The sequence below is a fragment of the Dysgonomonas hofstadii genome (assembly GCF_014196915.1).
GTDB classification, from domain to species: domain Bacteria; phylum Bacteroidota; class Bacteroidia; order Bacteroidales; family Dysgonomonadaceae; genus Dysgonomonas; species Dysgonomonas hofstadii.
The window spans coordinates 138,472-164,469 of the sequence record NZ_JACIEP010000010.1 but is presented as its reverse complement, the minus strand read 5'-3'; the positions used below and the strand labels follow the sequence as shown (position 1 = coordinate 164,469).

Annotated in this window: 21 protein-coding genes; 10 read left to right on the top strand and 11 right to left on the bottom strand. The window is 41.3% G+C overall.

What is annotated here, in order from left to right:
- Positions 1-284: 284 nt before the first annotated feature.
- Positions 285-1,592: an alpha-L-fucosidase gene (locus GGR21_RS14320; protein ID WP_183307923.1), complete on the top strand. Its 1,308-nt coding sequence runs from the start codon at positions 285-287 to the stop codon at positions 1,590-1,592.
- Positions 1,593-1,752: 160 nt separating this feature from the next.
- Here GGR21_RS14320 and GGR21_RS14315 read toward each other — a convergent pair whose 3' ends face one another.
- The 8 genes from GGR21_RS14315 to GGR21_RS14280 all read right to left on the bottom strand — a co-directional run bounded on the left by GGR21_RS14315 (position 1,753) and on the right by GGR21_RS14280 (position 14,718).
- Positions 1,753-3,399, bottom strand: coding sequence for a beta-N-acetylhexosaminidase (locus GGR21_RS14315; protein WP_183307922.1), 1,647 nt, complete (start codon positions 3,397-3,399; stop codon positions 1,753-1,755).
- A 176-nt stretch (positions 3,400-3,575) separates the two neighbouring features.
- Positions 3,576-5,225, bottom strand: coding sequence for an alkaline phosphatase (locus GGR21_RS14310; protein ID WP_183307921.1), 1,650 nt, complete (start codon positions 5,223-5,225; stop codon positions 3,576-3,578).
- Between the two features lie 283 nt (positions 5,226-5,508).
- The gene (locus GGR21_RS14305; RefSeq protein ID WP_183307920.1) at positions 5,509-7,266 is read right to left on the bottom strand and encodes a BACON domain-containing protein; all 1,758 of its coding nucleotides are present in this window, start codon (positions 7,264-7,266) and stop codon (positions 5,509-5,511) included.
- A gap of 25 nt (positions 7,267-7,291) precedes the next feature.
- A complete protein-coding gene (locus GGR21_RS14300) occupies positions 7,292-8,221 on the bottom strand; it encodes a phosphodiester glycosidase family protein (protein WP_183307919.1) in 930 nt (309 codons plus the stop codon).
- Positions 8,222-8,361: 140 nt separating this feature from the next.
- A complete protein-coding gene (locus GGR21_RS14295; RefSeq protein WP_183307918.1) occupies positions 8,362-9,633 on the bottom strand; it encodes a RagB/SusD family nutrient uptake outer membrane protein in 1,272 nt (423 codons plus the stop codon).
- A gap of 12 nt (positions 9,634-9,645) precedes the next feature.
- The gene (locus GGR21_RS14290) at positions 9,646-13,005 is read right to left on the bottom strand and encodes a TonB-dependent receptor (RefSeq protein ID WP_183307917.1); all 3,360 of its coding nucleotides are present in this window, start codon (positions 13,003-13,005) and stop codon (positions 9,646-9,648) included.
- A gap of 130 nt (positions 13,006-13,135) precedes the next feature.
- Positions 13,136-14,314 carry a FecR family protein gene (locus tag GGR21_RS14285; protein ID WP_183307916.1) on the bottom strand — a complete coding sequence of 393 codons (1,179 nt, stop codon included), beginning with the start codon at positions 14,312-14,314 and terminating at the stop codon, positions 13,136-13,138.
- Positions 14,315-14,514: 200 nt separating this feature from the next.
- Entirely contained in the window at positions 14,515-14,718 is a 204-nt protein-coding gene (locus GGR21_RS14280) for a hypothetical protein (RefSeq protein ID WP_183307915.1), read from the bottom strand.
- Between the two features lie 220 nt (positions 14,719-14,938).
- Here GGR21_RS14280 and GGR21_RS14275 point away from each other — a divergent pair, with 220 nt between their 5' ends.
- From GGR21_RS14275 to GGR21_RS14265, 3 genes are all read left to right on the top strand, one after another.
- Complete coding sequence (locus GGR21_RS14275) at positions 14,939-15,679, top strand: alpha/beta hydrolase (protein ID WP_183307914.1); 741 nt, start codon at positions 14,939-14,941, stop codon at positions 15,677-15,679.
- Positions 15,680-15,924: 245 nt separating this feature from the next.
- Positions 15,925-17,031, top strand: a complete 1,107-nt coding sequence (locus GGR21_RS14270; protein WP_183307913.1) for a universal stress protein — start codon at positions 15,925-15,927, stop codon at positions 17,029-17,031.
- Between the two features lie 287 nt (positions 17,032-17,318).
- On the top strand, positions 17,319-17,888 hold the full coding sequence (locus GGR21_RS14265) for a hypothetical protein (protein ID WP_183307912.1): 570 nt from the start codon (positions 17,319-17,321) through the stop codon (positions 17,886-17,888).
- Between the two features lie 5 nt (positions 17,889-17,893).
- Here GGR21_RS14265 and GGR21_RS14260 read toward each other — a convergent pair whose 3' ends face one another.
- Positions 17,894-18,358, bottom strand: a complete 465-nt coding sequence (locus GGR21_RS14260) for a TspO/MBR family protein (protein WP_183307911.1) — start codon at positions 18,356-18,358, stop codon at positions 17,894-17,896.
- 89 nt (positions 18,359-18,447) lie between these two features.
- On the opposite strand from GGR21_RS14260, the gene GGR21_RS14255 reads away from it, so the two are divergent.
- Positions 18,448-19,356, top strand: coding sequence for a TIGR01777 family oxidoreductase (locus GGR21_RS14255; RefSeq protein ID WP_183307910.1), 909 nt, complete (start codon positions 18,448-18,450; stop codon positions 19,354-19,356).
- 229 nt (positions 19,357-19,585) lie between these two features.
- Here GGR21_RS14255 and GGR21_RS14250 read toward each other — a convergent pair whose 3' ends face one another.
- Positions 19,586-20,737: a metallophosphoesterase gene (locus GGR21_RS14250; RefSeq protein ID WP_183307909.1), complete on the bottom strand. Its 1,152-nt coding sequence runs from the start codon at positions 20,735-20,737 to the stop codon at positions 19,586-19,588.
- A 372-nt stretch (positions 20,738-21,109) separates the two neighbouring features.
- Here GGR21_RS14250 and GGR21_RS14245 point away from each other — a divergent pair, with 372 nt between their 5' ends.
- The 3 genes from GGR21_RS14245 (at position 21,110) to GGR21_RS14235 (ending at position 22,690) form a co-directional block, all read left to right on the top strand.
- On the top strand, positions 21,110-22,066 hold the full coding sequence (locus tag GGR21_RS14245) for an alpha/beta hydrolase (RefSeq protein ID WP_183307908.1): 957 nt from the start codon (positions 21,110-21,112) through the stop codon (positions 22,064-22,066).
- Between the two features lie 101 nt (positions 22,067-22,167).
- A complete protein-coding gene (locus GGR21_RS14240; RefSeq protein WP_183307907.1) occupies positions 22,168-22,470 on the top strand; it encodes a hypothetical protein in 303 nt (100 codons plus the stop codon).
- 49 nt (positions 22,471-22,519) lie between these two features.
- Complete coding sequence (locus GGR21_RS14235; RefSeq protein WP_183307906.1) at positions 22,520-22,690, top strand: hypothetical protein; 171 nt, start codon at positions 22,520-22,522, stop codon at positions 22,688-22,690.
- Between the two features lie 4 nt (positions 22,691-22,694).
- On the opposite strand, the gene GGR21_RS14230 is transcribed toward GGR21_RS14235, so the two are convergent.
- Positions 22,695-23,585, bottom strand: coding sequence for a helix-turn-helix domain-containing protein (locus GGR21_RS14230; RefSeq protein WP_183307905.1), 891 nt, complete (start codon positions 23,583-23,585; stop codon positions 22,695-22,697).
- A gap of 299 nt (positions 23,586-23,884) precedes the next feature.
- On the opposite strand from GGR21_RS14230, the gene GGR21_RS14225 reads away from it, so the two are divergent.
- Both GGR21_RS14225 and GGR21_RS14220 read left to right on the top strand, forming a co-directional pair.
- Positions 23,885-24,511, top strand: coding sequence for an outer membrane beta-barrel protein (locus tag GGR21_RS14225; RefSeq protein ID WP_183307904.1), 627 nt, complete (start codon positions 23,885-23,887; stop codon positions 24,509-24,511).
- 15 nt (positions 24,512-24,526) lie between these two features.
- On the top strand, positions 24,527-25,210 hold the full coding sequence (locus GGR21_RS14220) for an outer membrane beta-barrel protein (protein ID WP_183307903.1): 684 nt from the start codon (positions 24,527-24,529) through the stop codon (positions 25,208-25,210).
- Positions 25,211-25,998: the final 788 nt, after the last annotated feature.

Genomic DNA, 25,998 nt, shown 5'->3' with positions numbered 1-25,998 from the left:
AATGTGTAAATCAATGACAATAACCATGTTAAATGAAATGTAAAGCATGGCCTGCAATTGAATGGCTTGCGATTAAACACCCGATTAATTTCAGGTAACCTTATCGAAAGGGTGTTGCCCAGCCAAAGAGAAATGACAGAGATGGCAACAATGGGAAAGATAAAAAATAATAATTCCATACTGTTTTTTATAGTATAGATAAACATCTTTGAAAAAGATGAAAATGTATACACTGGAAATGATAAAATTCATACCTTTATTGCCCTAACTTTAAATACAGTCTCATGAAAAAGATAATAATCAGCCTTTCTTTATTGCTTTTCTGTGTAAGTATGAATTGCCAAATCCAAACGAAGCAATCCGACATTAAATGGTTCGAAGATGCCCGTTTTGGTATGTTTGTTCATTTCGGTCCTTATAGTGTGCTCGGAGCCGGAGAATGGGTGATGAATACCCGCCCCATCAGCGGAAAGAACTATATGAAATTACAGAATATTTTCAATCCTCAGGCCTTCGATGCCAAAGAGTGGGTGATGATAGCTAAAAACGCGGGGATGAAATACATAACCTTTACTTCGCGGCACCATGACGGGTTCAGCAACTGGGACACAAAGCAATCGGACTGGAATATAATGAATACTCCTTATGGAAAAGACCTGATCAAACAGCTTGCCGACGAATGCCATAAAGAAGGCATAAAACTTGTCTTCTATTATTCTACCCTCGACTGGATGCGGTCTGACTACCAATATGAGACAGGACGCACTGGTAAAAATGCAGGACGTACTGAAAAGAGTGACTGGAATTCGTATATCAATTTTATGAAAGCCCAACTGACCGAGTTGTTAACTAACTATGGCCCGATAGCCGGAATATGGTTCGACGGACACTGGGATCAGACCGCCGATGAAAACCGCACTGACCATTCTACCCATGTAGACTGGCGCTATCCTGAAATATACAGCCTGATAAAGAAATTGCAACCCGAGTGCCTGATCGCAAACAACCATCATTTGCCACCGTTCCCGGGAGAGGATTATCAGATATTTGAGCGGGATGTGCCGGGAGAGAATAAATCTGGATTCAGCGGACAGGAAGTATCGCGTCTGCCGCTGGAAACCTGTGAAACAATAAACCGTACATGGGGTTTCAATATAACCGATGATAAATATAAACCAACCAAAGATCTGCTACATCTGCTTATCCGCACGGCCGGGACAGGAGCAAACCTGTTGCTGAACGTAGGCCCGATGCCAAACGGTAAAATTCAGCCGGAATGTGTAGACCGCCTGAAAGAGATGGGTGAATGGATGGATAAGTACGGATATACTATTTACGGTACACAACAAGGGTTTGTAAAACCTCAGGCATGGGGTGCCACTACCCAAAAAGAGAAAACATATTACATACATGTTCTGGATAAAAATACTGAGACTATCGTACTGAATATACCCGATATAAAATCGGCCAAATGGTTAAATGTCGATTCAAAACTGGTTTGGAAAAAGGATAAGGAGACTGGTTATGTGATGTTTATCCTCGATGGCGATCTGGATGATGTAGATTCAATAATAGAGGTTGAAGTTAAGTAGATTAATAAATGAAGATGAGACAGTTACAAATGCAGTTATCATAGTCTCATTGTCATTCTGAACGGAGTGAAGAATCTCCTTTAGAGATATGAGATTCTTCACTCCGTTCAGAATGACAAAAAGGGTAACATGGCAGCCTTACCATCCCATAATTAAAAAATCACTGTTGTGTAAAAACATGCCTCGCGGCATTGTATTTATATAGATCGTAAAATTTGAATAGACCTGTCAGACGATTCTTGAACGACCCGTAATCTTTCTTCTGCGGATCAGACCATTGCACTTCACTGATTGCGGCCAGGCGCGGCAGCAGCATATATTCGGCATGATCAGGCTTCGAAATATATTCTGTCCATAGATTCACCTGTGTACCGATAATATGTTTCTTCTGTTCATCGGTCAGTTCAGCAGGGACAGGTTCGAAACGGTAAACCCTTTCCAAAGGAATATAACCACCGATGGACAAAGGTTCGTTCTCCTTGTCTTCCGACTGATAGTAGTCGATATACACTTCCTTGTGAGGTGCCATTATCACATCGTATCCCTGTTTTGCAGCTTCAGCACCACTTTCTTCTTTCAGCCACGACATCACGACCGGATTATCGGCTATTCCGCCGTCCAGAATTTCTTCCCATGCAATTATTCTACGGCCTTTACTGTTGAGAAACTTTTCTACTTCAGCCATCGAATAGCTCTGAAGCTTTTGTTCGGCAGTGCGTTTCCCATCGCCTTTCAGCCCAAGCTTCTTTATCATCGCCTGGCAATGAGGGCATTTCTGCCAGCGTGTTTTCGGGCATTCATCGCCGCCGATATGAATATATTCGGAAGGAAATAAATCTAATACTTCAGTAAATACATCTTTCAGGAACTGATAAGTATTTTCTTTTCCCATACACAACACGTCTTCAAATACGCCCCATTTGGTAGCCACTTCATACGGGCCACCTGTGCATCCCAGTTCGGGATAAGCAGTCAGGGCTGCCAGCATATGTCCCGGCAAGTCTATTTCGGGAATAATGGTGATATATCTGTCCTGAGCATATTTCACGATGTCTTTTATTTCTTCCTGAGTGTAAAAACCTCCGTGCGGAGTTCCATCAAACTGATGCGGCTTTGTTTTCAAATGTCCGACAAGGGTTTCTTTCCTCATGCTTCCTATTTCTGTCAGCTTCGGATATTTCTTTATCTCTATCCGCCATCCCTGATCTTCGGTCAGATGCCAATGGAAATAGTTGATATTATGCAGAGCCAGAATATCAATATACCTTTTTATGAAATCCGTGGAAAAAAAATACCTGCCCACATCGAACAATGCCGCCCGATAACCGAAGCGGGGATAATCGGAAATAATTCCGGATGGAAGATGCACTTCTTTTCCCTTATAGTCGGGAGACAGCGATTTTCGCAAGGTCTGTATGCCATAGAACACGCCGTTTTCGGAAACGCCTTCTATTACAATTTCCTTTTCGGAAACATCTATCCGGTAAGCTTCTTCATTGCCGTGGTTTAATCCTGTTTTCAATGCTATGGTGTTATTCCCGCCATCCGATTCTTTCACCGCAAGTTTAATCCCAACGGTTTCAAAAATATATCCGGACAGGAATTCCGCATTAACTTTCAATTTGTCATTTCCTTTCGGATAAGCGATCGCAGTGGATTGCTTCAGAGCGAATGGCTTATTTTCGCTTAAACTTATCTCCTGAGGAAGCGGTATCACATTATAATTAGTGGTGACAACCTCTTTCTTTTCGCACGAAACGAGAGCCAGTAATATGGCAAAGAGAGATAATAATCGTATGTTTCTCATAATTTATTTTTAATAAGATCGTTAATAATAATTTAGTTCACAAAACCTGACAAACCTGACAGATTATCTCGCAAAGACGCTAAGCAGAGTAAATATTTTTTGAACCTTTCATTCATAATTTATAATTTATCACTCATAACTATCTACATAGATAAAGTATTCAACAAAAAATACAACTACAACTTATCCACCACATTACGGTGCAGATAAAAAGTATTATTCTTATCTATATACACTGTCACCGAACCTAGTTTGAATGGTTCTCCATTAAGGAAGGCCACAGACGAAAACGCAGGTATGGATAATTCTTTATTTCCTTTTTTCACTAACAATATAGGCCTGTCTTTTAACAGAATCTCGATTTCATAGTCCTTACCTTTGAATACATCGGTATGTTTGGCGTAAAGTTCATCCGTTATGGCAGACAACGGCCTGTGCAAACCGATCAGGTCGCAGAGATACCTGTTGATCTCTGTGTTTGTATTCAGCCCGTAAGGCAAATCTCCCTGCGGATGGTAGGCTGCGAGGAAAACATCTTCACCCGTATGATTCCCGCTGATAAAATCGAAATAAGTATGTGAGGTCATAATATGCGCAATGGACGAGATCATATTCACTGTATTTCCCACTTGCGTATAATCGGCTGTCTTATAGTTTTTGGATGATAAAAGCAAGTCTAGTTCTTCATCGGTCAGGTCGATATCTGTATATTGTTTGAATACAGGTTTAATGCTATCGGGTTTTGTTTTCAGTAATATTTGTTCGAGGCCTTTTGCTGTTTTCTTATATTTAGATACATTCTCAAAAGTATGCTTTAAACCCTTATGAGTATATTGTAGAAGCTTACGGCTGGGAAAATTAAATCCGCTGTTGCCATGATCGGGCATGATAACCACCGCAGTTTCCCCATCTTTCCGGGCAAAATTGATAGCAGCGCCCACAGCTTTATCGAATGCCAGAAATTCAGTGATAATCCCTATCGGATCGGTGGCATGAGCCGCAGCATCTACCTGACTACCTTCTACCATCAGGAAAAAGCCGTTCTCGTTTTTAGATAGCCTCATTAAGGCTTTTTCTGTCATTTCAGCTAATGACGGTACTTTTTCGTTATCACGGTCGAGATCGTAAGGCAGGTAACCATCCGAAAATAGAGCCCACAGCTTCTTTTCTCCGTTGTAGTTGCGGAATGCTTTTATATTGTTTCTGTAATAATCCGTTTCATTTCCTTTCAGGTATTGCCGTATTTCATTGGTCACGGCAGATGCTCCGCCTCCGAATACGACATCCATATCCTGATAGGCGATTTGCGGGGCAAGGTATTTATATTCGGCACGGTTGTAATGATGCGACACGCAAGCTGCGGGCGTAGCATGGCAAAAGTCAACGGTGACAACCAGTCCCAACGCTTTTTTCTTATCTGTTTTTGCGGCTTCCATTACTGTTGCCAACGGTTGAAATGCCCTCAGTGTATCTACTTCCAAAATATCCTCATCGGGATTAGCTTGCGGGTATATAGCTATATTCCCCGCCTGAGCTGGAACTCCTGTAGTATAGGCCGACATAGCGGGTGCAGAGTCGGGTACGGGGGCATTCGATTGATATGTCTTTACCAGCCCGCAAAGATAGGGATCAAGATTCAGCTTATCCCCTCCCAGATCGTTGTATATCTGATACCAACGCGAAATGGCCAGTACGCTGGTCGATGTGCCGTCGGGTATCATCAGTATGACATTCTTCACGGGTTTTACCGGTGTGCGGTACTCTTGTTGCGCACACAGGGGAAGTATAACAATGAATGCCAGTAATATAAGATAGATTCTTTTCATTGTTTTTGATTTTCTAATTAATTGCCATGCCTTTTAAGGCGTGGATATATTTGGCTAAAGCCATTTTGTATCGCTATATTATCCTCCACTTAAAAGTGGAGGCAATTAATAAAGCAAATAATATATCTCTGTCATCCTGAGTGTAACGAAGGATCTCCTTACGTAAGAGATGTTTCACTCCGTTCAACATGACAATAGGATATAACATTTCATTATTAATTTTAATTAAATATATCCCAGGCCAATATAAGACCCGGGATATATTCAAACTAAAGAATGACGTTTATTTAGGAACGACAGCACCCATAGCTGTTTTTCCGGATCGCGAACTACCAATCTGGTCTTTCGTGATTATATCCGGATCGATAGCTGGACTATATTCGGAAGCCAGTGTTTCCAGCGCGGCTGATGTCATACCCAGTGTCGCTGCAGGAGAGGTCGCAGATAACATAATCGTTTTCATACGACCACCATTATCTTCAAAGCCACCGAACATTGTGACCGGATCGAATACCTGTCCGTTTATCACAGTACCTGAAGCATCAAGTAGCTGGTTACTTACTGCCATATAAGAAAGGGTAGCCGTATTGGCAGCCGATTGAATATCCGGATAGGTAGGCGCATCATTACCCGATATGATCGTGTTATAAGCTTTCAGTGTCGTATTAGCAAGTACTTCTACACCTGCCGCACTATTTATTGCATAATTATCAAAGAAAGTACAGCTTATCATATCTACCACCGCAGTTTTTCCTGCCGCACCGTACATGCTGATACCACCGCCACGGCCACTTTCATTGGCATAGAACGTAGAGTTTACTATCTGTACACGCGAGAATTCGCGGGCATAAAATCCTCCGCCACGGCGGGTTGTATTTGGTCCGGCGTTAGTAGAATTGTGCGCGACAGTAGAATTGCTCAGGTACAAGTAAGTATTTGTATCGGCGCTGTATGTGTAAATTCCACCACCAACACCCCAAACGGTATTGCCTGTAATATTACAATTGGTCATATAAACCGTTGCCGATTCAACAAATATACCGCCGCCATTAGAGCCTTCGAGTATACCTTTATTATTGGTTATATCGCTGTCCACAAAACTAACGTTAGCCCCGGCGAATACATAAATACCGGCTGCATGTTGCTGGCTTTCGTTTTCGGATATCTTACAGCCGATAACATCGACAACCGATTTTCCTATCATCATACCTCCGGCATACGAGCGGCGGTAAACAGCTCCGTTTATATTGATCGTTCCTGCTGTTGAAGCTCCCGCAAGTCCGTTCTTTATAGACAGGTTCTGAATTGTTACTTTATTGCCACTTTCCACAGGTGCCGTAACTGTCACTGTGTGGTAGTACTTCTTGTCTCCGCTGAGGATGGTCTCGTTATTCTCAGGATCGGAAACGGCTCCTTCAGCAGCATTAGCAGGATATCCTCCTATGATCGTTACATTACTATGTATCTCAAATGTGATATCAGCATCCTGACTTCCTCCCGACACCTTATTGGTCGGAATATACGTTCCTGCCGCAATATGGATATAATCGCCCGGAGCCATCATATCAATAGCATTTGACAAGGTTGTAGGTGTAGCCCACGACAATCCGTCATTCGCATCTGTTCCTGTGGTTTTCACATAGTAGTGGTTCACCAGATCGCTGACCTCGCTTGGCGCTTGTATTATTTTTATTGACTTCTGTTCATCATCTGTAACCCATACAATAATTTCTCCAATTCGCTCATCTACAGTCCGGTTACGGCCTGCCGTAAATGTAAATGTGCCATCCCCCATTCCGCTTTCACTTTTCATAGTTATCCAGTCGGTGCTGGTCTTGGCACGCCATGGCAGATTCGATTTCACGTTCACAGTAAAATCACCCCCTTCTTTTGGTACGGAAACATCTCCTCCCTCGAGAGAATATTCCGGTGTTTCAGGATCGAAGCTTGCAATATCCAGATTTTCCGAACATGCGTTCATCAAAGCTAAGAATATACTCAAAAACAGTAAGAGTCCTGTATGTTTTAATATCTTGTTCATAAAAATTCAATTTTAGGAATTTGTACTATTTTGAGATAATCAATAAACCGTTGGCAACGGCACGTTCCTTTCCTCCGTTGTCGGTAGGCCAGTTGCGTATCTCAAATCTGTCATCTGCAAAATCCGGAGTGTTGCGTATGAAGAAGGTAGTGGAACCTCCACCGTCCAGATTGATTCCGTTCTCCGTACCCAAAGCTTTCAGGCATTGCCCCATTTCGCCATAGGCCATACCGTTCGAATACCAGAAGTTACGCCCGTCTATAGCCATGATGTATACTTTCGTACCATCTTTCGAAACGCCAATACAAGTGCGGGGCTCTACGGTCGCATCGGTTTGCTTCACGATGGCTCCGTCCTGTACCAGCCATACACGTCCGCCCACGGCTTCCTGTATATCGTCCTTAATATCTTCGAACACATCCTGTCCGGCCACAATGGCTTTTCCATCCTTGGTTATGGCAAAGTATGTGCAAACTGCATCCTGGAACGTGGTTTTCACAGCGGTACCGTTGCGGTAAACGATTCCCTGAGGAACACCTGTAGTCATATTATAGAAGTCGGCGTTCACACCTGCCCACACTTTATGACCATCTTTATCCACATAAGTGGCCTGCTTGGTCATCTGCTGCATGCCGAAGCTGGTGCCGCCTTTTGGCATAGATGCTTCTATGGAGATATTCTGGTTAGTGAGATCTACTTCAAAAACAAAAACTTTCATGGCCAGCCCTGTCTGCGACAGGTATTTGATCTCGGTAGCAGTCACACCACTGGTAACGGTGTAAGAAGAATCGCTGAAGATCTGCCCGAAAAGATCGGTGCCACTGGCCAGCTTAGTTCCTACTTCGGTTTTCGGTTCAACTTTGTACTCAAAACTATATTCATCATTGCTGCAACTGTAGTTGATTGAAAAACAGGTAAATATTGAGAGTAGAAATATATATCTAAAATTTTTCATTGTTTTTATTAATTAAGTTTTATAAATAATTTATTAATATTTTGTCTTTCTTTTGTCATGTTGAACGATAGTGAAACATCTTTTGAATAAGGCGAGATCCTTCGTTCCTCAGGATGACAAAATATCAATTATTCTAAGTCTTAATATCCCGGATTCGGTTCCAGATTAGGATTCAACTGTAGTTCCCTGCCCGGTATAGGCAGCACCTCCTGATGATCGAGTAGTCCTAGTTCAGATTTCGCCCGTCCTGTGCGTACCAGATCGTAGTACATGAAGTTTTCTCCCATCAACTCCCTCTTCCTTTCTTCGAGTATAGCGCCCAGATAAGCCTCATCGGTAGACGGATATATTTCGTCCAGTCCACGATATGTACGCAGATCATTGAGGCGGCTTACTCCGGCTGTGCGCCCTTTGGCTTCTGCGCTGATAAGGTACATTTCGGCAATGCGGGAAATAATCAGCGGATCGGTTCCTGTTTGTCCGCTTGGATATTTATTGATACACTCGGTTCCGGCTACATTCACAAGAGAGATACTTTTCCTGTTGTCCTGATCGGAGAAAAGGGCTATCACCTCATTTGTTGGCTTATATGTCCCCTGCCCCTTGTTAGGGTGAGCATAGGTATAATACAGGTCGCTGATATTGATAGGGGCTGATTCTTCCGTCAGATTTTCGAATGCAAAGATGATTTCATTATTCATCTCTTTCCTGAATATTTTAGAGAAGCTATCGAGCTTGTAAGTCCCCGATGTAATCAGGCTTTCGGCGATAGTGGCTGCTTCCTGCATCTTGCCCTGGCTAAGTTTAACACGGGCTTTCAGCGCAAGGGCTGCATCTGCCGATACAAGGTAGAAAGTAGACGTGTTGCCAAGTATCGACAGGGCGTTTTCAATATCTTCTTCTATAAATGCCCATACTTCGCTCTCTGAATTGCGGGATACTTTTTCCAGTGTATTCTGCCTGAGGATAGGCACCCCACCCCAGCGTGTTACAAGGCAATAATAAATATATGCCCTGAAATAATAAGCTTCGCCACGAGCAAGCTGCCCTGTTTCGGAATAAGGGAAACGTTCGGTTATAGCCAGCATGTTATTGACCTGATAAAGCGCGTTGAAATAGCCGTTCCAACTGGAAACTATATAAGAATTAAGCGGGCTCAAGGTTGAATTGATAAGGTCTTTGGCATTCCCTGTATTGGTGGTAAGAATACCGCCCAGCATATCGAACATAATATACGCACGTACTGTCGGAGCGTTTTGTACACTACTGTACATACCATTACGAACGGCAGGGATATCTTTTTCGGTAACGGCTTCGGGTGGTATCGCCGCATGTGAGTACTGGTCTAATTCGCCTGAACACGAATAGAAGAGGCATACTAAGCAGATTATTGGTAATATATATTTTTTCATATCCGTTACTTTTTAAAAACTAATGTTAGCACCTATCATAAATGTCCGTGGCTGAGGCACATTCCAGTTGTCGACTCCTACGAAGCGTGGATCGAGGTTGTTGCTTATCTCAGGGTCCCATCCCGGATATTTGGTCAGCAAGAACAGGTTATCGGCCTGGCAATATACACGCAGCCCTTTCAGCCCTATCGGTTCTATAATTTTTTTAGGTAAATTGTATCCCAGCGTAAGTGTGCGCAGGCGGATGAAAGAGCCATCTTTGAGCCAGCGGTCAGAGTTGCGGTTGTTATTCACATCGCCCTCCATCGACCGTGAGTATGTATTTGTACTACCCGGGCCTGTCCATGCATTTTCAGCATATTCTTTCAGTTTGGCCATGCGGTATCCGGCACGGGCAACAGTGGTCATCCATTGCGCATATACATCGTTGCCGTACATGTAGGTGAAGAAAACGTCGAGTTGCAACCCTTTGTAGCGGAATGTATTGTTCCATCCTCCATAAAAATCGGGATTGGAAGAACCCATCATCACCCTGTCGTTATCATTTATGATACCATTGCCGTCTACATCTTTCCACTTCACGTCTCCGGCACGGATACCTATATCGTATTGTTCTTTAGGAATTTCCCCATCATACTGGTAAATGCCTTCCATTTCGAAAATATAATACGCACCCATCTCCTCTCCTACTTTCAGCGCCCTGTTGGAGCCGATACTGATAGGAGTCGTTTCGTCGATAAGCGACGTGATCTTGTTCTTGTTGGTTGCGATATTGAACTGCGACAACCATTCGAATTTTCCGAATGTGAAATGAGTGTTTATGGTAAACTCCAGTCCACGGTTGCGCATACTGCCAATATTCGACATAATGGAAGTAACGCCCGATGTGGCTTGTATTGGCATACTGTAAAGCAAGTCTTTTGTGTTCTTCTGGTAAGCGTCCAGCATTATATTCACTTTCCCTTTAAGGAGAGTGACATCGAAACCTATGTCATACTGGTCGGCTGTTTCCCAGGTCAGTTCGCTGTTACCGAACGATGAAACGGCGATACCGCTGTTCCCCCTGTAGTTGTATCCTCCCATCATCAACGCCTGGTAGTCGTAGCGTCCGATTCCTCCCTGGTTACCAGTCTTACCATAACTGGCACGGAATTTTATCTCGGCGTCACGCCCTTCCATGAATTTTTCGTTCGATATATTCCATCCTAACGACAGCGAAGGGAACCAGCCCCAACGTTGGTCTTTCGCAAATTTGGATGATCCGTCGCCACGAAGTGTTCCTGTAAGGATATAGCGGTCGAGATAAGATAAGGTAGCACGCCCGAAATACGATTCCATGGCATATACACCCATACTGGTCGATCCCAGAATTTCGCTGGCAACACTGTTTACATTAAAGGATGGTGAAGGAAATCCACGGCCGTCGACCTGCGCGTTCCTGTTGGTTACCTTCTGGAATGAATGCCCTAAAGTGGCGCTCAGTGAGAAGTCTTTGAACTTATCATTGTAATTGATCACATTTTCGGAGATGAAGTTCTTTATCAGACGGTTCTGATCGATGAGGCGTCCGTTACCCATTCCGTAAGGATGGTTTTCGTTGTAATACGTATAGTCGTAAGTATAATTCACATCGGCGCTGAAAGAATATTTCCACGACAATTTGTCCTTATACTTGAGCATGGCATAGTAGTTACCCAGAAAACGGAAGTTTTCGAGATATACGTCCTGCTCGTTCATTATCTGCACAATGTTATGGCGTGTGAGTTCGTCTGTGCCCCCAACATAATAGTCTCCGTTGGGCTTATACGGGCGGTCGAAAGGACGTTGCTCGATAGCACGTCCGATCACGGTAGAACCCAGTTCGGCACCCGGAACCTGAAAATTCTTTGTATAGTTGGCCGAATTGTTTGTCCCTACTTCGAGCCAGGGAGTAAATTCGTGGCTGACCTTTGCTTTCAGGTTTACCTTGTTCATTTTGTTGTTAACTATAATACCTTCAGTGGTATTATAATTAGCTCCGATGTAGTATTTTGTTTTCTTTGTCCCTCCCGAAAAGGATGCGTCCATGTTGAACATTGTTCCGGTCTGTGTGATCAGATCCATCCAGTCAGTATCGGGCAGGTCACCGAAAGGGTTCGATATATGTGTCTTGTATCCCGAACTGCCCACCGAATAACCATATTGCTTATTATAATTGTCTATACCTGCATTGTAGTCTTTTATGTACAGCTCCGAATCGGCAAGCTTTATTTTTCCGATGTTCGGGAATTTGGAGAATCCCGTACTAACGTTCACCTGCACATCGGAACGCCCTTCTTTACCCGATTTGGTGGTGATAACAATAACCCCGTTTGTTGCCCGTGAACCATAGATGGCAGCCGATGCCGCATCTTTCAGCACCTCGATAGATTCTATATCGGAAGTGTTCAGCGTGGCAAGGGAGCTCATTGTTTCCCCGAAGTTGAAAAGGTTTCCCGAATCGTTGGTAATAGGCACTCCGTCTATCACATAGAGAGGTTCGTTCCCTGCGCTGATAGATGCCATACCACGCACACTCATACGTTCGCCGCTACCTACATTACCCGATCCGGTGAATGTAGTGACGCCTGCAATACGGCCGTTCAGCAACTGGCTGGGACTGGCCACCTGTCTTGTAGTGGATTCGTCTATCGTCAGTTTACTGATGGCGCTTGTCACCAGCGAACGGCGTTGTGTACCGTAGCCGATAACTACGATCTCGTCCATTGTCTTAGGGTCTTCTTTGAGGCGGATATTGTACGTCTCATTTTCTTTGGCAATGATAGTCTGCGTGGTGAAACCGATGTATGAAATGGTAACAGTGGCTCCGGGAGCTACATTGCCGAGCGTAAACTGCCCGTCGATATTAGTAACCGTGCCATTTGTCGTACCTTTTTCCACAATACTGGCTCCAATGACGGAAAGACCGCTATCGTCGGTCACTGTACCTTTTACCGTGACCTTCCTGGTTTGTTGCTGAGGCGCTATTGAATTACCTTTCTCTTCGTTTTTCCTGAACACGAAAATCTGCCGTCCGCTGAGCCTGTATCCGTTATTGGTACTAGCAAATAAACGGTCGAGTGTCTGTGATAAAGAAAGGTTATTGGTTTTGAGGTTTATTTTCAGATCGGGATCGATCACTCCATTGTAGTAGAAAAATATATACCCTGTTTCTTTCTGAATTTTCTCTATAACTTTTGTTATGCTCTCATTCTTTATGTCGAAAGAATATGTTGCCTGGTATTCACGGGCATGCACACCGGTAAAGATGAGAAAAGCAATAAAGAATGTAAATATTTTCAGGTTAATGGTTAACAAAGGCTTCTTTTCCTTATAATACTTAAAACTTTTCATATATTTGTAAATTGTTAGATGTTTATACAGAAATGTGTATTCATAAGCATAGAAGACGGATAATATCGCGAGTATTATTCGTCTTTTTCGGTTTTTCATATTATTGGTTTCTCATAGGCATTCCGATTTTTTAAGGGTTAATACTAAATATATATTTGTCTTCTTTCATTTCATATCTTACAGGAGCCGAGAGGCAAACCCCGTCCAGTATCTGAAGTATATCGTCCTGATAGAAAAGCCCTCCTGAGCAATGCAGTCCGGCTGCTTTCGGGTCGCATTCTATTGTTACGCCATAGTATTTGGACAGGCGGTCGAGTACTGTTTGCAATTTTTCATTCTTGAACTGGTAATAACCGTCTTTCCACGATGTGTAATTGAGGACATTGACAGTGCGCACATTTATATCCTTTTCTGTGATGGTTATCATCTGGTTCGGTATTAAGCGTTGGGCTTTTTCCCCTTTTTTCTTCACGCTTACCGCACCGGTCACCAGTACTACTGTTTGCTGGTTGTCGTCCTGATAGGCCTGTATATTGATTTGCGTGCCGAGTATCTGCACCTCCATATCTCTCGCCCTGATGGTGAACGGACGACCGGGATCGTGGGCAAAGTCCCCATATATTTCTCCGTCTATGGAAATTTCCCTTTTGTCTTTGCTGAATTCTACCGGGTAGATCACACGTGTGCCTGCGTTCACCCATATCTTACTGCCATCGCTTAATGTGAGCGATGAGCGTTTGCCGTAAGGGACAATAAGCTGGTTGTATTTCAGTTTATCTTTTCCTCCTGCCTTTTTGTCGATGGTCTCATTGTTCACAATGATTCCTTCTTCCTGACTGTAATCGATCTCGGCAATATCGCCCGGAATGGTCATTTTCTCGTCAGAGGTTATCAGCTGTATGTCGCTTGCTCTTTTTATATCGTCATTCTCTATATTCTCTATGGCCAGCGGTGAAGAGGTAAACTGATCTGTATTTATAAATTGGCTTATCACCAAAATAGCAATAATAGCAACGGCCGCAGCAACAGATATATATTTTATATACAGTTTCCGTTTATTCGGACTAATTGATTCTTCTATCCTGTCCCAGATGGCGGGCATGCGTGAATCTACAAAATCAGTGGGAATATCGTTTTTATTGATGAGTAAAACTATTCTGCGAGCTTCCTCAAGAGTTTCCTCATCCAGTATCCCCTGGTTTACAGCATCCTGCCAGTGAGCGGTGGATTCTGCATTGGGATCGGTGGCTGATTTTATAAAAAGCTCGTCCCTTAATAGTTCTTCGAGTGTATACTTTCCGTTTTTCATCAATTTTCATTGCTTATTAAGGCTCTTCTAAAAATAAGACAATGATAATTGAAAAAGGTACTGTAAATTTTTTCTATTTTTTTTGAAATTATTTTAACAATTTGATTACAAGTAAATTAAAATTAAAAAAAGTTGATATAATCAAAAAAAATCCCGGAATAATATTATTCCGGGATACTAAGCTATACAAAAACAGGAATTCAGTTAGGATTACGCCCTATATGCCATCCCTGAACCAGTCCTTTTTGTATAAGTGTGCTAATAATCCGGAAATCTCTATCCGATTTGGCTTTCTTTCCGTGCGCCAGATAATATACATGAAAAGAGTTGCATTTCTCTTCTCTGGCTATTTCCGAATAAATCTTTTTATTTCTACTTACGAAATAGGTAAAAAAATTAGCCATGATGTGAATGAATTAGATTATAATACGATACCCGAAAACCTTCCAATATAGCGCATAAAGATATTATCTTATTCAATACTATGATATTTTTTTAACTAAAATAATAATAAGAGACGAAAATAGACAGCAAATCGTCACATATTTCATCAAAATGTCACATTTTAGTTAAACAAGATAAATTCTTATCTTTATATACTCATAACAGACCCGATACACCTATATGTCCGAAAAAACTGAAAAAGAAACATTGCATCCCGTAAAGCGACTATGGAAGATAGTAAAGCAGCTATGGAAAAAAGAAGATACGAATGTATACTTCATCTCGGGCATGTGCTACAATTGCAGTGTTTTCGATAAAATAAAACTTCCAAAAGGTTTTGCTAAAAAATATATAGAATGGCATATCCCGCGTATTGGCGAATCGCTGGACGAATATGCGCATACAATGGCACAAACAATTGATACATCGCGTCCGTTCATACTGGCAGGTTATTCCTTCGGAGCAGTAATCATGCAGGAAATGAATAAATTTCTCACCCCTATTAAAAGTATTATCATATCATCATTCAAGAGTGAGGCGGAAATACCTACATTATTTAAGGCCGTGAGGCGTTCCAATCTTACCGAATATGTACCTATGACCGTATATTCGTCTACGGAATTCATTACCGAAACTTTCAACCGCCTGATTTATCATATGCCTACCTCGGAGCTGGCACAGTACATGACAGTCACAGATCCTGTATATGTAAAATGGGCTGTGAAGCAAATCACCGAATGGACACCTTCGGCTCCTGCCGGCCACCTGTATCACATACATGGTACCATAGACCAGATATTCCCGTTCGAACATATACACAATGCCTTTCCTGTCGAAGGTGGCGACCACCTGATGGTATTGAAAAAAGCCGATACGGTAAGCCTTATCCTGGGCGGAATCTTATTAATGAAAGAAGGATAACATAAGGTATTCAAAGCCATTAATCATCCTCTTTTTTTAACTAAAGGCCCGGGGATTCAGGCCATCACTTCACCGGTTTGTTGACTGCGACGGTAAAACTAAGTAAAAACTTACTTCTTTTTGTTAAAAATAATCTATTGAGTAGCCTATAATCACAATAGTTTTTAGTAAATTTGTTAGTGAAGGAAACAATAAGCCAAATGCCCTTTTTCGCAAATAACAAATGACATAAAAGCTCTCAGAATATGGAAGATAAATTGATTACAGTAGCCATTCACACTGCACCGAAAGCAAAAATCCTGCAAAAGACCCTCGAAGAAAGAGGAATCGCTACCCAACTGATAGATATCAGCGATTATGATAGTTCCACACCTGGATTCGCCGTGCGGATCAAAGAGTCTGATCTGACAAGGGCGCTCGGAATAATAGAAGGTATAGGCCTTTTCCGCTACGATAACGAACAGACAATAAAGATAGACGACGGTCGCAAACGTGTGCTTGTGGCCATAGACTTTTCGGAGTACTCGCTCAAGGCCTGCAAGGCAGCGTTCACGGTAGCGCACCAGATGAATGCGAAAGTGAAGATATTGCACGTATACCGCATACATTATCCCATTACTTTTCCGTTTGCCGACATGGCTGTGGAGGATAAGGATACAAATATGCTCGATACCGCCCGCCGCCGGATGCTCGATTTCTGTAACGAAATAGACCGGAAAATAACGCAAAAAGAATTCCCTTCCATAAACTATTCTTATTCGCTGCGTGAGGGAAATGTAGAAGAAGAAATAGAAGCTTTTGTAGAAGAATACAAGCCTTTTCTGCTCGTATTGGGCTCGAAGGGAGAGAGCAACAATAAGAGCAATTATCTGGGTTCGGTAACAGCCGACATTATAGAAATGACCAATGTGCCGGTAATGGCCGTTCCCGAAAATTCGAACTTGCAGAACCCTGAGGATGTGAAACATATAGCTTTCCTCACCAATTTGCAAGAAAAAGATCTGGAGTCGTTCGACAATCTGGTAAACATTCTTAAACCTTTTCCTCAGGTACGGGTAACCCTGCTGCACATTAATGTGAAAAACCGCACAGGAGACAAATGGACAGAGACCGAATTGCTGGGGATGAAAGAATATTTTTCGAAGAAATATCCCGAACTGAATGTGGGATATGATGTACTTGATAGCGCCGATCCTGTTGAAGCCATAAATTATTATATAGAAAGCGAAGAAGTGAACATCCTGGCGCTAAACACGCGCAGGCGTAATCTTTTTGGCAGGATATTCATGCCAAGCATATCACGCAAAGTGCTGGTAAATACAAACGTGACCCTTGTTGTTTTCAGGGGTTGAAAACAATCTATCTATACACTACTTTTTTGAAAAATCCGGTTATCCTTTTTAGTAATACCGGATTTTTTTTATTAAACTCATCTCGACTTTTAATCACGGAGTCACACAGAGTTTCACGAAGTTGGTAATTACAGTAGAATGGATATTCATCCTAAATTCCTTATAATTATAAAATGTAAAAACTCCGTGTTACTCCTTTTACCCTGTGGTTAAAATAAAAAGTCGAAACGGCTTCATTGAATAAACTGCATTGTGTATATTTGGACTCTAAACCAAATAATAGCAGAATGGATATAATAAGGAAATCAATACTTATACTGGCATCGTTCCTTGTGCTGGCAGCTCCGGCTTTTTCGCAAGATAAAGAAGATGATAATATTGTACTGTGGAGTGCCGACAGAAAACTTTCGTTAGACGATTTTGGCATCAAAACCAAAAATATGGAAAGTGGTGCTACTTCTGCACAATTTATGGTCGATTATAAGATCAGCGGACTGAATTTTCTTACCAAAAACTTCAATAAGAAAGTTCGTAATTATATGATAATACCGGCTTCACAAATAGATACTACAGGCAATGCACCTGTCTACCTGCTTTATCAACAGACACTTTTTGACTTGTGCGAGATTTATACCCGCCAGTTCAGAAAGGCTTTGCGCGAAAACCGTAAGAAACTGCTGAAAAGCACAGCGATAGCCGAAGATCTTAATCAGGAGATTATGACCGCATACGCCCTGCGCAGGGGACAATATACACAGGAAACAAATGCAGCTAACAACCCTGTAAAACAGAAGGAATGGCAATTGCAAATAGCTAAAGAACTGGAGGAGTTGGCCGACTTCGCTTATGAGAAATAATATTTTTAGTTATTTACCAGAATATAAATATTCAGGTAACTAGCAAAGCAAATCCACATCAGATATGGTATAAATAAAATACTGCTGGACGTGAACGTGTCGAACGATTTGTATATATAAAAAAATACTACTGCATCAAGCAGCAAAATATTTATCATGCCCGCCAGTGGATTCTGAAGATAGAAAAACGAAATACTCCATGTGAAATTGAGTAGCAATTGTAAAGCGAACAGTCTTATAAAATATGTCTTCCTATCACTTTTAGCATTCAAAATCAAACCGATAGATATACCCATGCAGAGATAAAGAATACCCCATACAATAGGAAATACAATATTTGGAGGTATTAACCGGGGTTTGTTTAATGCCGGATACCAACTCCCGATAGCATCGGACTGGAAATACTGCGCTGTGTAACCCACCGCAAAACATATTAATACCGGAACTATTATATTGGCTGCTTTTTTCATACCTTATCATTTTGTAATAAAACATAACCATGGGCAAAAGTGTTTTATGAAAATAGATTATATTTGCTGAAAACACAATTAGACCGGATATGCATATATTTATTACAGGAGGAACAGGGCTTATAGGCAGTGCGCTTATTCGTACCTTATTGCAACAAGGACATGTGATCACAGTCCTTACACGCAATCAGGCAAAGGCTGAGAAAAAACTGGGAACGGCTGTACGGTATTGTACATCGTTGGAATCTCTGAAGTCGATGGACAAATACGACGCTGTAATAAATCTTGCAGGTGAACCTATTGCCGGAAAACGCTGGACTAAAAAACAGAAAGAGCGCCTGTGTGATAGCCGCTGGGATATTACCCGCCGCCTGACAGAGCTGATAAAAACCGGAGACAGTCCACCGTCAGTATATATATCAGGATCGGCAATCGGTTATTATGGGGCACAGGCTGACAATCTGCTCACCGAGATCGCCGATTCTCACGATGAATTCACATATCAGCTGTGCAAAAAGTGGGAAGGGCTGGCTGTTGCTGCCGAAAGTCCCAATACACGTGTATGTATATCACGTACAGGTGTTGTTTTGTCCCGGAAAGGAGGAATGCTGGCAATGCTTTCCATGCCTTTCAAGCTGGGATTAGGCTGTGTATTGGGAAAGGGGCTACAATATATTTCGTGGATTCATATACAAGATATGGTCAATGGTATAATATATCTTCTCAATATGCCCGAGGCAAGGGGTGTTTTCAATTTCACGGCTCCCAATCCGGTAACGAATAAACGGTTTGCCAATATTTTGTCATCTACGCTCTATCGTCCCCAGATATTTAAGATTCCGTCTTTCCTTATAAAACTGGTGATGGGTGAATCGGCTACGATACTACTCGACGGACAACGCGCTATTCCCCAGCACCTGACCGACCTGCATTACCGATTTACTTTCGAGCATCTCGACGAAGCTCTGCGAAATCTGATGAAAGGAAAGAAAAAATAACAGGGTTCTTTAATACCAGTAGAGTTTTTTAGTGGCTGTTTTTAATTAATTGCCACGGCTTTTAAGTCGTGGATAAGGATTGTTTATGGAAATAGGCTTTAGCCGAACATATTTCCATGTCTAATTTTGACTAAAGTCTTTTCTTTTGTTATATTTTACCTCCACTTAAAAGTGGAGGCAATTGAATATAAACTATTTAATATTAAAACCTTCCATCTGCCACCGGGTTCTATTTTCTTTTCAATGTAATTTCTGTTATTTCGGGCCATGCTCCATAACGGAATGGCATGCCTACATGCCCGATACCCACATTCACATAGAGTACCTGATCTCCCTCGGTGTACAATCCACGCCATTCGGGATAGACAAAGGCTGCGGGCGAAAACGAACCTAGCGCAAATTGTGTGGCATGGGTATGCCCTGCCAGCATGAGGTCGACGCCCGAACCAAGAGCCTCGCGCCGCCAGTGTGTAGGGTCGTGGCTTAACAAGATTTTCAGTTTATCGTTGCTGATGCCCCTGCCAGCTTCCGGCAGATCTCCATATTGAGGAAAAGGCGGAGAGCCATCGTTTTCCACGCCTATAAGAGCGATGCTGTCGTTATTACGGACGAGATATGTATGCTCGTTATTCAGCAGACGCCATCCCATACCGGCCTGGCGTTTTTTCAGGTCATCGAGATTGAGTTGTTGTTTCTCTTCGCTTCCCCAACGCTTATACAAGCCATAATCGTGATTGCCCAATATGGAATATACTCCATCCCTGGCTTTCAGCGCCGATAATATTTCTTCATACCCGTCCAGTTCCGATGCACTGTTATGCACCAGGTCACCTGTAATTACAATTACATCGGGATTTAAAGTATTGACTATATCTACCATCCTGCTTATCGATTTAGTATCGCCCTCCCAATTGCCTATATGCAGATCGGATAGCTGGATGATCCTGTAGCCATCAAATTCCTGAGGTAGTTTCGATGATGTATATTCTATCCTCTTTACTTCAAATTTACTTTTTCCGGCTGTGCTGCCGTATATCACGATATATATTGCCGCGATACTTACCGCCAATGCCAGAATGGTGAAAGGGTAAACCTTCCATTTAAAGAAGTATCGTAGTGGCAGATCGAACAGGCTGATAATAGTGAAAAAGATTTTCGGCAGGGCGATTATAATGAATGTGAGCATAAAAATATCGCGATAGCCCCGGCCAAAATCAGTATAAAAGAATATATACAAACCGGCCAGAAGCAGAGCCGATGGAACAAACCATAATATCCTCAACGAAACTTTAGCCGTCAGTTTTTTTATGTAAAGGAAAAAGATGTACAGGTCTGCTACCAAAAGGATAAGGAAGACAATAGTAAAAATACGTCCGAACATGGATGTGTTTGATTTTAAAATTTTCGCAAGATACTCATTGATACGTCAATATAAGTAAGGCTTTAGTTTCATTTAACTAATTTCTTTCCACATCGCAAATAATTTGGCTCCGTAACTGTTGTATTGTCCAGTTAAAAATATAGCAATATATAAACTTAAAATATATGTCAAGCAGTAGTTAAAGTAGTCAAGCAGTTATCAGTCGCTAAGCGAGTGATGACTCCTCTGACTACTGATTCGCATGATATATTGAAAAAAAGAATATATAACGCGAATTATTTATTGGCTTTAATGAGTATATTTGGTCTCTATAAGATGATATAGAATATTATCGAACAAATTGTAACCTGTTTCGTTTAATATAAAAAAGAAATGGCCAGCAGTTTATTATATACCGAAGATATTTTGAGGAATGGTTTTGAAGAACAAACCATCCCATTGATAGACGATTACGAAGGGCCAGCGATAGCTACCCTTATCCGGCATAAAGCAAAAGAAGAATCGGATCGTGCGGTATTGTATATCCACGGATTCAACGATTATTTTTTTCAGTCCGAAATGGCCTATAAATTCAATGAACAGGGATACAACTTCTATGCTGTCGATTTGCGTAAGTACGGACGGTCTCATCTGCCAAACCAGAAGTTTAACGACATCCGCAATCTGAAAGCATATTACGAGGAAATAGAGAAAGCGCTGATAACAATACACTCCGAATTAAACAAGGAAGTCATTCTCTTCGGACATTCCACAGGCGGGCTTATACTTACATTATATGCAAAAAACCATGCCGACAGTAATCTATTCTCGGCGCTAGTTCTCAACAGCCCTTTCTTTGAATTCAATCAAAGCCGTATTGTAAAAATACTGCTTCCTCTGGTTTCATTTGCAGGAAACTTTCTGCCTGACGTAACTATTACGGGTGGATTTACTGAAAAATACGGTGAAAGCATCCACAAATCTTTTTCGGGCGAATGGAGTTACGATCTATCATGGAAACCTAATGTAGCGCCAAAAGTCAATCTGGGCTGGCTTCATGCCATATACAAAGGGCAAAAAGAACTGAAAAGAAAGTTCCGGATACCGAAGCCTGTGCTGGTATTACATTCGGCCAAATCGACCGATAATATTGAAGACAACCAACAGATCCAGACACGCGATGCCATACTAGACGTGAAAGATATACAAAAGATTGCTGCTAATATTAAAGGGAATGTGGAGATTACAGCTATCGAAGGCGGGCTTCACGATCTTATCCTTTCGCCAAAAACTGTAAGGGAAAAAGTATATGCAACTATCTTTTCGTGGCTGAAAAAGAATAATTTGTAGATAAACATCTTCCATTTCCGACTTTTAGGACATATTCTGTGATTTTTAGGGCTTTATTTCCACATTTATAATGGGGAACTTTACATAAAAAGAAAGCCTGCATGAAAATTGCATTAATCCTTAAAGAAGAAAAAATAGAAGACCCGACGGCGGATACGATCCCGGTTATCGTACTGCATACCGACAATAAGTCTGTGATTGATGTCGAAAAGGACTTCATATTGAGAAAGGATATCAACTATCTGGCATTGTGGGTACTAACTAAGAATATAAAGGAAATATACCTGATGAATGCAGATACTATGGTCAAAAAACTATTTGAAAAACTGGGAGTCACCGTCAGGAAATATGAGGAAATGAAGAAAAATCCTCTGCTGAAAGAGTTTATGGCAGACTATATATAATAAACATAAATGATGAGGCATACAGCCTCATTTTTTGTATATTTATCGCATGAGGAAAAACATAGTGGAAATAATGCAGGAATTCAGAAAGGTATTCTTTCCCTACCGGCACGAGGAACCTATGCCTGGCAGAGGATTGGTTATCGGATTTATTATTATCCTGTTTGTTGTAATTCCGGCTTTACTGTTCCTTGTAGAATACCTGTTGGGGTATCTTTAATCCGTCACACCTCGCTTTCCCTGTATTGCACAGGCGTCATTCCCGTATGTTTCTTAAAAAAGCGTCCAAAGAAAGAAGGATTAGGGAAATTCAACTCATCCGATATCTGCAGGATAGTATTGTTCGTTGTCTTCAGCAAATACTTGGCCGATGATATCATGGCCTCATTGATCCAGGTAAAAGCCGTGCGGCCGGTTCTTTCCTTTACTATTGTCGACAGGTATTTGGGTGTAAGACACATCTTATCAGCATAGAATTGCAATGTTTTTTCGCCCCTGTGGTGCGACAACAACAGCTTGAAAAATCCCGAGACCAGTTCTTCCTGATGCGACGTCACTCCCGAGGTTTCACTTTCTTCCTTCTTATCTTTTAATTGCTCGTAATATAAACTTCCCACTTCGGCTAGCAATGAGTATAGCAAACCTCTTGTCATTCCCAACCTGAAAGGATGATCTTTCCGTTTATATTGTTTTACTATAAAAGAATGAAATTCGAGATATGTTTTGGCTTCGTTGTCGGAGATAGACAGACAGGGATGCCGGATAATGTTGCGTGAGATATCCAGGCTTGCAGAAGACAGCATATCGGGTAAAAAGTCGACAGAGAATATCAGGAATTCGACCATCAGGTCCTCGCTTCGCCACAGGTATTCTATAACAAAAGACGGCATTATGGTGATAATACTGTTCTTTTCTATCTCATACTCTTTAAAGTTGACCTTTATACGTGCACTGCCATTGATGCAAATGGCAAAGACAACCCCGTCTATAACAAACGGATAATCGGTAGTCATTGGTGGTAACGAGACAGATTTGTCCGAGATGATAAAGTTCTTTATTGCATACGGATCTATCTGTTCCGAAATTTCGCCGAGCTGTATTCTTGTTAAATCCATAATTCCTGTTCCTCAAATCCTCTGTGAATAGTCCTTATATAAGTATAGTCTATGCATTAAACAATCAGATAAATTTCATTTCCGGTTTATCTTTTCCTGCTGATTCTGACTTACATAGAATATTAACAATTATCTGCTAAAAATACAAATAAAGCAGCATGCCTCTTAAAAATCAATATGATTTTGGTTAAAATAAATTTTGCTCATATCAATTTTAACTTATCTTTGCTAATGTAATAAATAGCCTCGAGAAAATATAAGCTAACATTAATTATTTAATCACACAATTGAATACTAGTATGAAAAGAATCTTAGTAACATTTGCCATTCTCGTTGGCATTATGTCAACAGCTAGTGCCCAGGATGCAGGGCAAATTTGGGTAGGAGGAAGCGTAGGCTTCTCTACAAGTAAAACAGATGACTTCGACAGGCTCTATCAATATAATATCCTGCCCGAAATAGGATATATACTGTCTGATAGCTGGGGACTGGGAATCAGACTGGGATATACCCACAGCGAAAATAATTATGCATATCCAATTCCCGGATATAGCTATAGCTACAATTATACTAAAGAAAAGAATAACGGATTTACTGTTAATCCATTCGTTCGATATACTTTCCTTAAAGGAGATATAGGCAGTGTGTTTGTCGACGGGGGAGTAGGTTATACCCATAGCAAAGCAAAACTGGAAGAGAAAGATGATATGTCGGATAATCTGAAAGACTGGGAAAACAAAATCAAAGAGCTGGAAGTAGGCTTCCGTCCCGGCGTAGCTATTAAAGTTTCCGGCAAAGTAGTATTGACAGCCAAATATGGTTTTATAGGCTACCAGAACAGGAAAGAGGGAGACGTAAAGAGCGATTCATTCGATCTTAATTTCGATTTCCGTCAGGCTGCTTTCGGAGTAAATTTTATTTTTTAAAAAAAACATCATATTATGAAAAGAATATCATCTATACTTATCATTATTATTCTGGCTACGGCCTCAACCGTTAGTGCACAGGATGCCGGACAGATGTGGATAGGAGGAAGCGTAGGCTTCTCTACAAATAAAACGACCGATCAGCTTAGAACGAATTATTATAAAATTCTGCCTGAAATAGGCTATGTGCTTTCCGCAAACTGGGGAATCGGCCTCAGTCTCGGATATACACACAATGAAAATAACACATCGTATTACAGTACTAACGACAATAGCCTGAAATATACTCTTCGTAAAGATAATGGCTTTACTGTAAACCCATTTGTCCGTTATTCGTTCCTTAAAGGGGACTTAGGCAGTATGTTTGTCGATGGAGGGATAGACTATACTTATAGTAAAACTAAATTAGACGATAAAAGCGATATATCTTCTTATTATAAAGATTACAGCCAGAAAAACAATACATTCGGTGTCGGTTTTCGCCCCGGTGTGGCTCTGAAAATTTCCGACAAAGTGGTATTGACTGCCAAATATGGATTTATTGGCTATTGGTATAATAAGTATACCATCAGTACGTCTCCGTGGGACTATGGCAATGGTAATTCTCAGACAGAGAATAAAGAAGATCATAAAACAAACTCTTTCCAACTGGACTTCGATTTCCGTCAGGCCCTGTTCGGAGTGAATTTTATATTCTAAACAACACTACTTGATATACTTCACAAATTGCATAAAAACTTTGTGTTCAGATGGTTGCTCTTTTCGGGCAACCTTTCTTTTTTTATATTTTATACAATAAGACAATCGGGACATAGTTTCGGAATATCAGGACATTCGTCATTACCGATTTTTCCATTTATTTTGCAGAAAAGGAAAAATAGGACATTTTCAACGAGTTTCAGGCCTTTTTTAACACTTCAATTTATATGATCTTTGTCATGTAATCGGGAGATTACTTACAACAACGATTATAAGGTTTAGGTTATTAAAGGTTAAATAAAGATTGGTTATCAACTATAAAAAATGAGCTTATGAAGAAAGCAAGAAAATATAGAAGGGATATTCATTGATGGTGGCGCCGGTTATGCGTATAGTAAGGTGAAATCGACAGATACAAAAGTGCATGAATTTGTAGTAGGATTCAGGCCCGGTGTCGCCATCAATGTTTACAATAACGTAGTCCCTGCGGGGTAAAATTCGCTGAATGTATAACAAACATTTTTAATTTCGACTTCGATCTCAGTACAAAATATAAATTAGGAGTTAATTTCGTGTTTTAAGTTTCAATTTCTCTAAATCTTTTCTACACACTACAAAGGCTGCTCTGAGAAGAGCGGCCTTTGTTCTTTTTTATAAAAAGTTCTGTAATCTTTCCTACGCCTCATGACCGCGATTGGGAAGATCACAGAACAAAATGTATTTGTAACTTCAGTAAAAAGGTTGGAAGTCCGTTTCAATCAATACCGTATATACCAACTGATTTATAA

What these genes read in the sequence shown, in the direction of transcription:
- GGR21_RS14320 (WP_183307923.1), top strand. Translation starts at nt 285, where the DNA reads ATGAAAAAGATAATAATCAGCCTTTCTTTATTGCTTTTCTGTGTAAGT.
- GGR21_RS14315 (WP_183307922.1), bottom strand. Translation starts at nt 3,399, where the DNA reads ATGAGAAACATACGATTATTATCTCTCTTTGCCATATTACTGGCTCTC.
- GGR21_RS14310 (WP_183307921.1), bottom strand. Translation starts at nt 5,225, where the DNA reads ATGAAAAGAATCTATCTTATATTACTGGCATTCATTGTTATACTTCCC.
- GGR21_RS14305 (WP_183307920.1), bottom strand. Translation starts at nt 7,266, where the DNA reads ATGAACAAGATATTAAAACATACAGGACTCTTACTGTTTTTGAGTATA.
- GGR21_RS14300 (WP_183307919.1), bottom strand. Translation starts at nt 8,221, where the DNA reads ATGAAAAATTTTAGATATATATTTCTACTCTCAATATTTACCTGTTTT.
- GGR21_RS14295 (WP_183307918.1), bottom strand. Translation starts at nt 9,633, where the DNA reads ATGAAAAAATATATATTACCAATAATCTGCTTAGTATGCCTCTTCTAT.
- GGR21_RS14290 (WP_183307917.1), bottom strand. Translation starts at nt 13,005, where the DNA reads ATGAAAAGTTTTAAGTATTATAAGGAAAAGAAGCCTTTGTTAACCATT.
- GGR21_RS14285 (WP_183307916.1), bottom strand. Translation starts at nt 14,314, where the DNA reads ATGAAAAACGGAAAGTATACACTCGAAGAACTATTAAGGGACGAGCTT.
- GGR21_RS14280 (WP_183307915.1), bottom strand. Translation starts at nt 14,718, where the DNA reads ATGGCTAATTTTTTTACCTATTTCGTAAGTAGAAATAAAAAGATTTAT.
- GGR21_RS14275 (WP_183307914.1), top strand. Translation starts at nt 14,939, where the DNA reads ATGTCCGAAAAAACTGAAAAAGAAACATTGCATCCCGTAAAGCGACTA.
- GGR21_RS14270 (WP_183307913.1), top strand. Translation starts at nt 15,925, where the DNA reads ATGGAAGATAAATTGATTACAGTAGCCATTCACACTGCACCGAAAGCA.
- GGR21_RS14265 (WP_183307912.1), top strand. Translation starts at nt 17,319, where the DNA reads ATGGATATAATAAGGAAATCAATACTTATACTGGCATCGTTCCTTGTG.
- GGR21_RS14260 (WP_183307911.1), bottom strand. Translation starts at nt 18,358, where the DNA reads ATGAAAAAAGCAGCCAATATAATAGTTCCGGTATTAATATGTTTTGCG.
- GGR21_RS14255 (WP_183307910.1), top strand. Translation starts at nt 18,448, where the DNA reads ATGCATATATTTATTACAGGAGGAACAGGGCTTATAGGCAGTGCGCTT.
- GGR21_RS14250 (WP_183307909.1), bottom strand. Translation starts at nt 20,737, where the DNA reads ATGTTCGGACGTATTTTTACTATTGTCTTCCTTATCCTTTTGGTAGCA.
- GGR21_RS14245 (WP_183307908.1), top strand. Translation starts at nt 21,110, where the DNA reads ATGGCCAGCAGTTTATTATATACCGAAGATATTTTGAGGAATGGTTTT.
- GGR21_RS14240 (WP_183307907.1), top strand. Translation starts at nt 22,168, where the DNA reads ATGAAAATTGCATTAATCCTTAAAGAAGAAAAAATAGAAGACCCGACG.
- GGR21_RS14235 (WP_183307906.1), top strand. Translation starts at nt 22,520, where the DNA reads ATGAGGAAAAACATAGTGGAAATAATGCAGGAATTCAGAAAGGTATTC.
- GGR21_RS14230 (WP_183307905.1), bottom strand. Translation starts at nt 23,585, where the DNA reads ATGGATTTAACAAGAATACAGCTCGGCGAAATTTCGGAACAGATAGAT.
- GGR21_RS14225 (WP_183307904.1), top strand. Translation starts at nt 23,885, where the DNA reads ATGAAAAGAATCTTAGTAACATTTGCCATTCTCGTTGGCATTATGTCA.
- GGR21_RS14220 (WP_183307903.1), top strand. Translation starts at nt 24,527, where the DNA reads ATGAAAAGAATATCATCTATACTTATCATTATTATTCTGGCTACGGCC.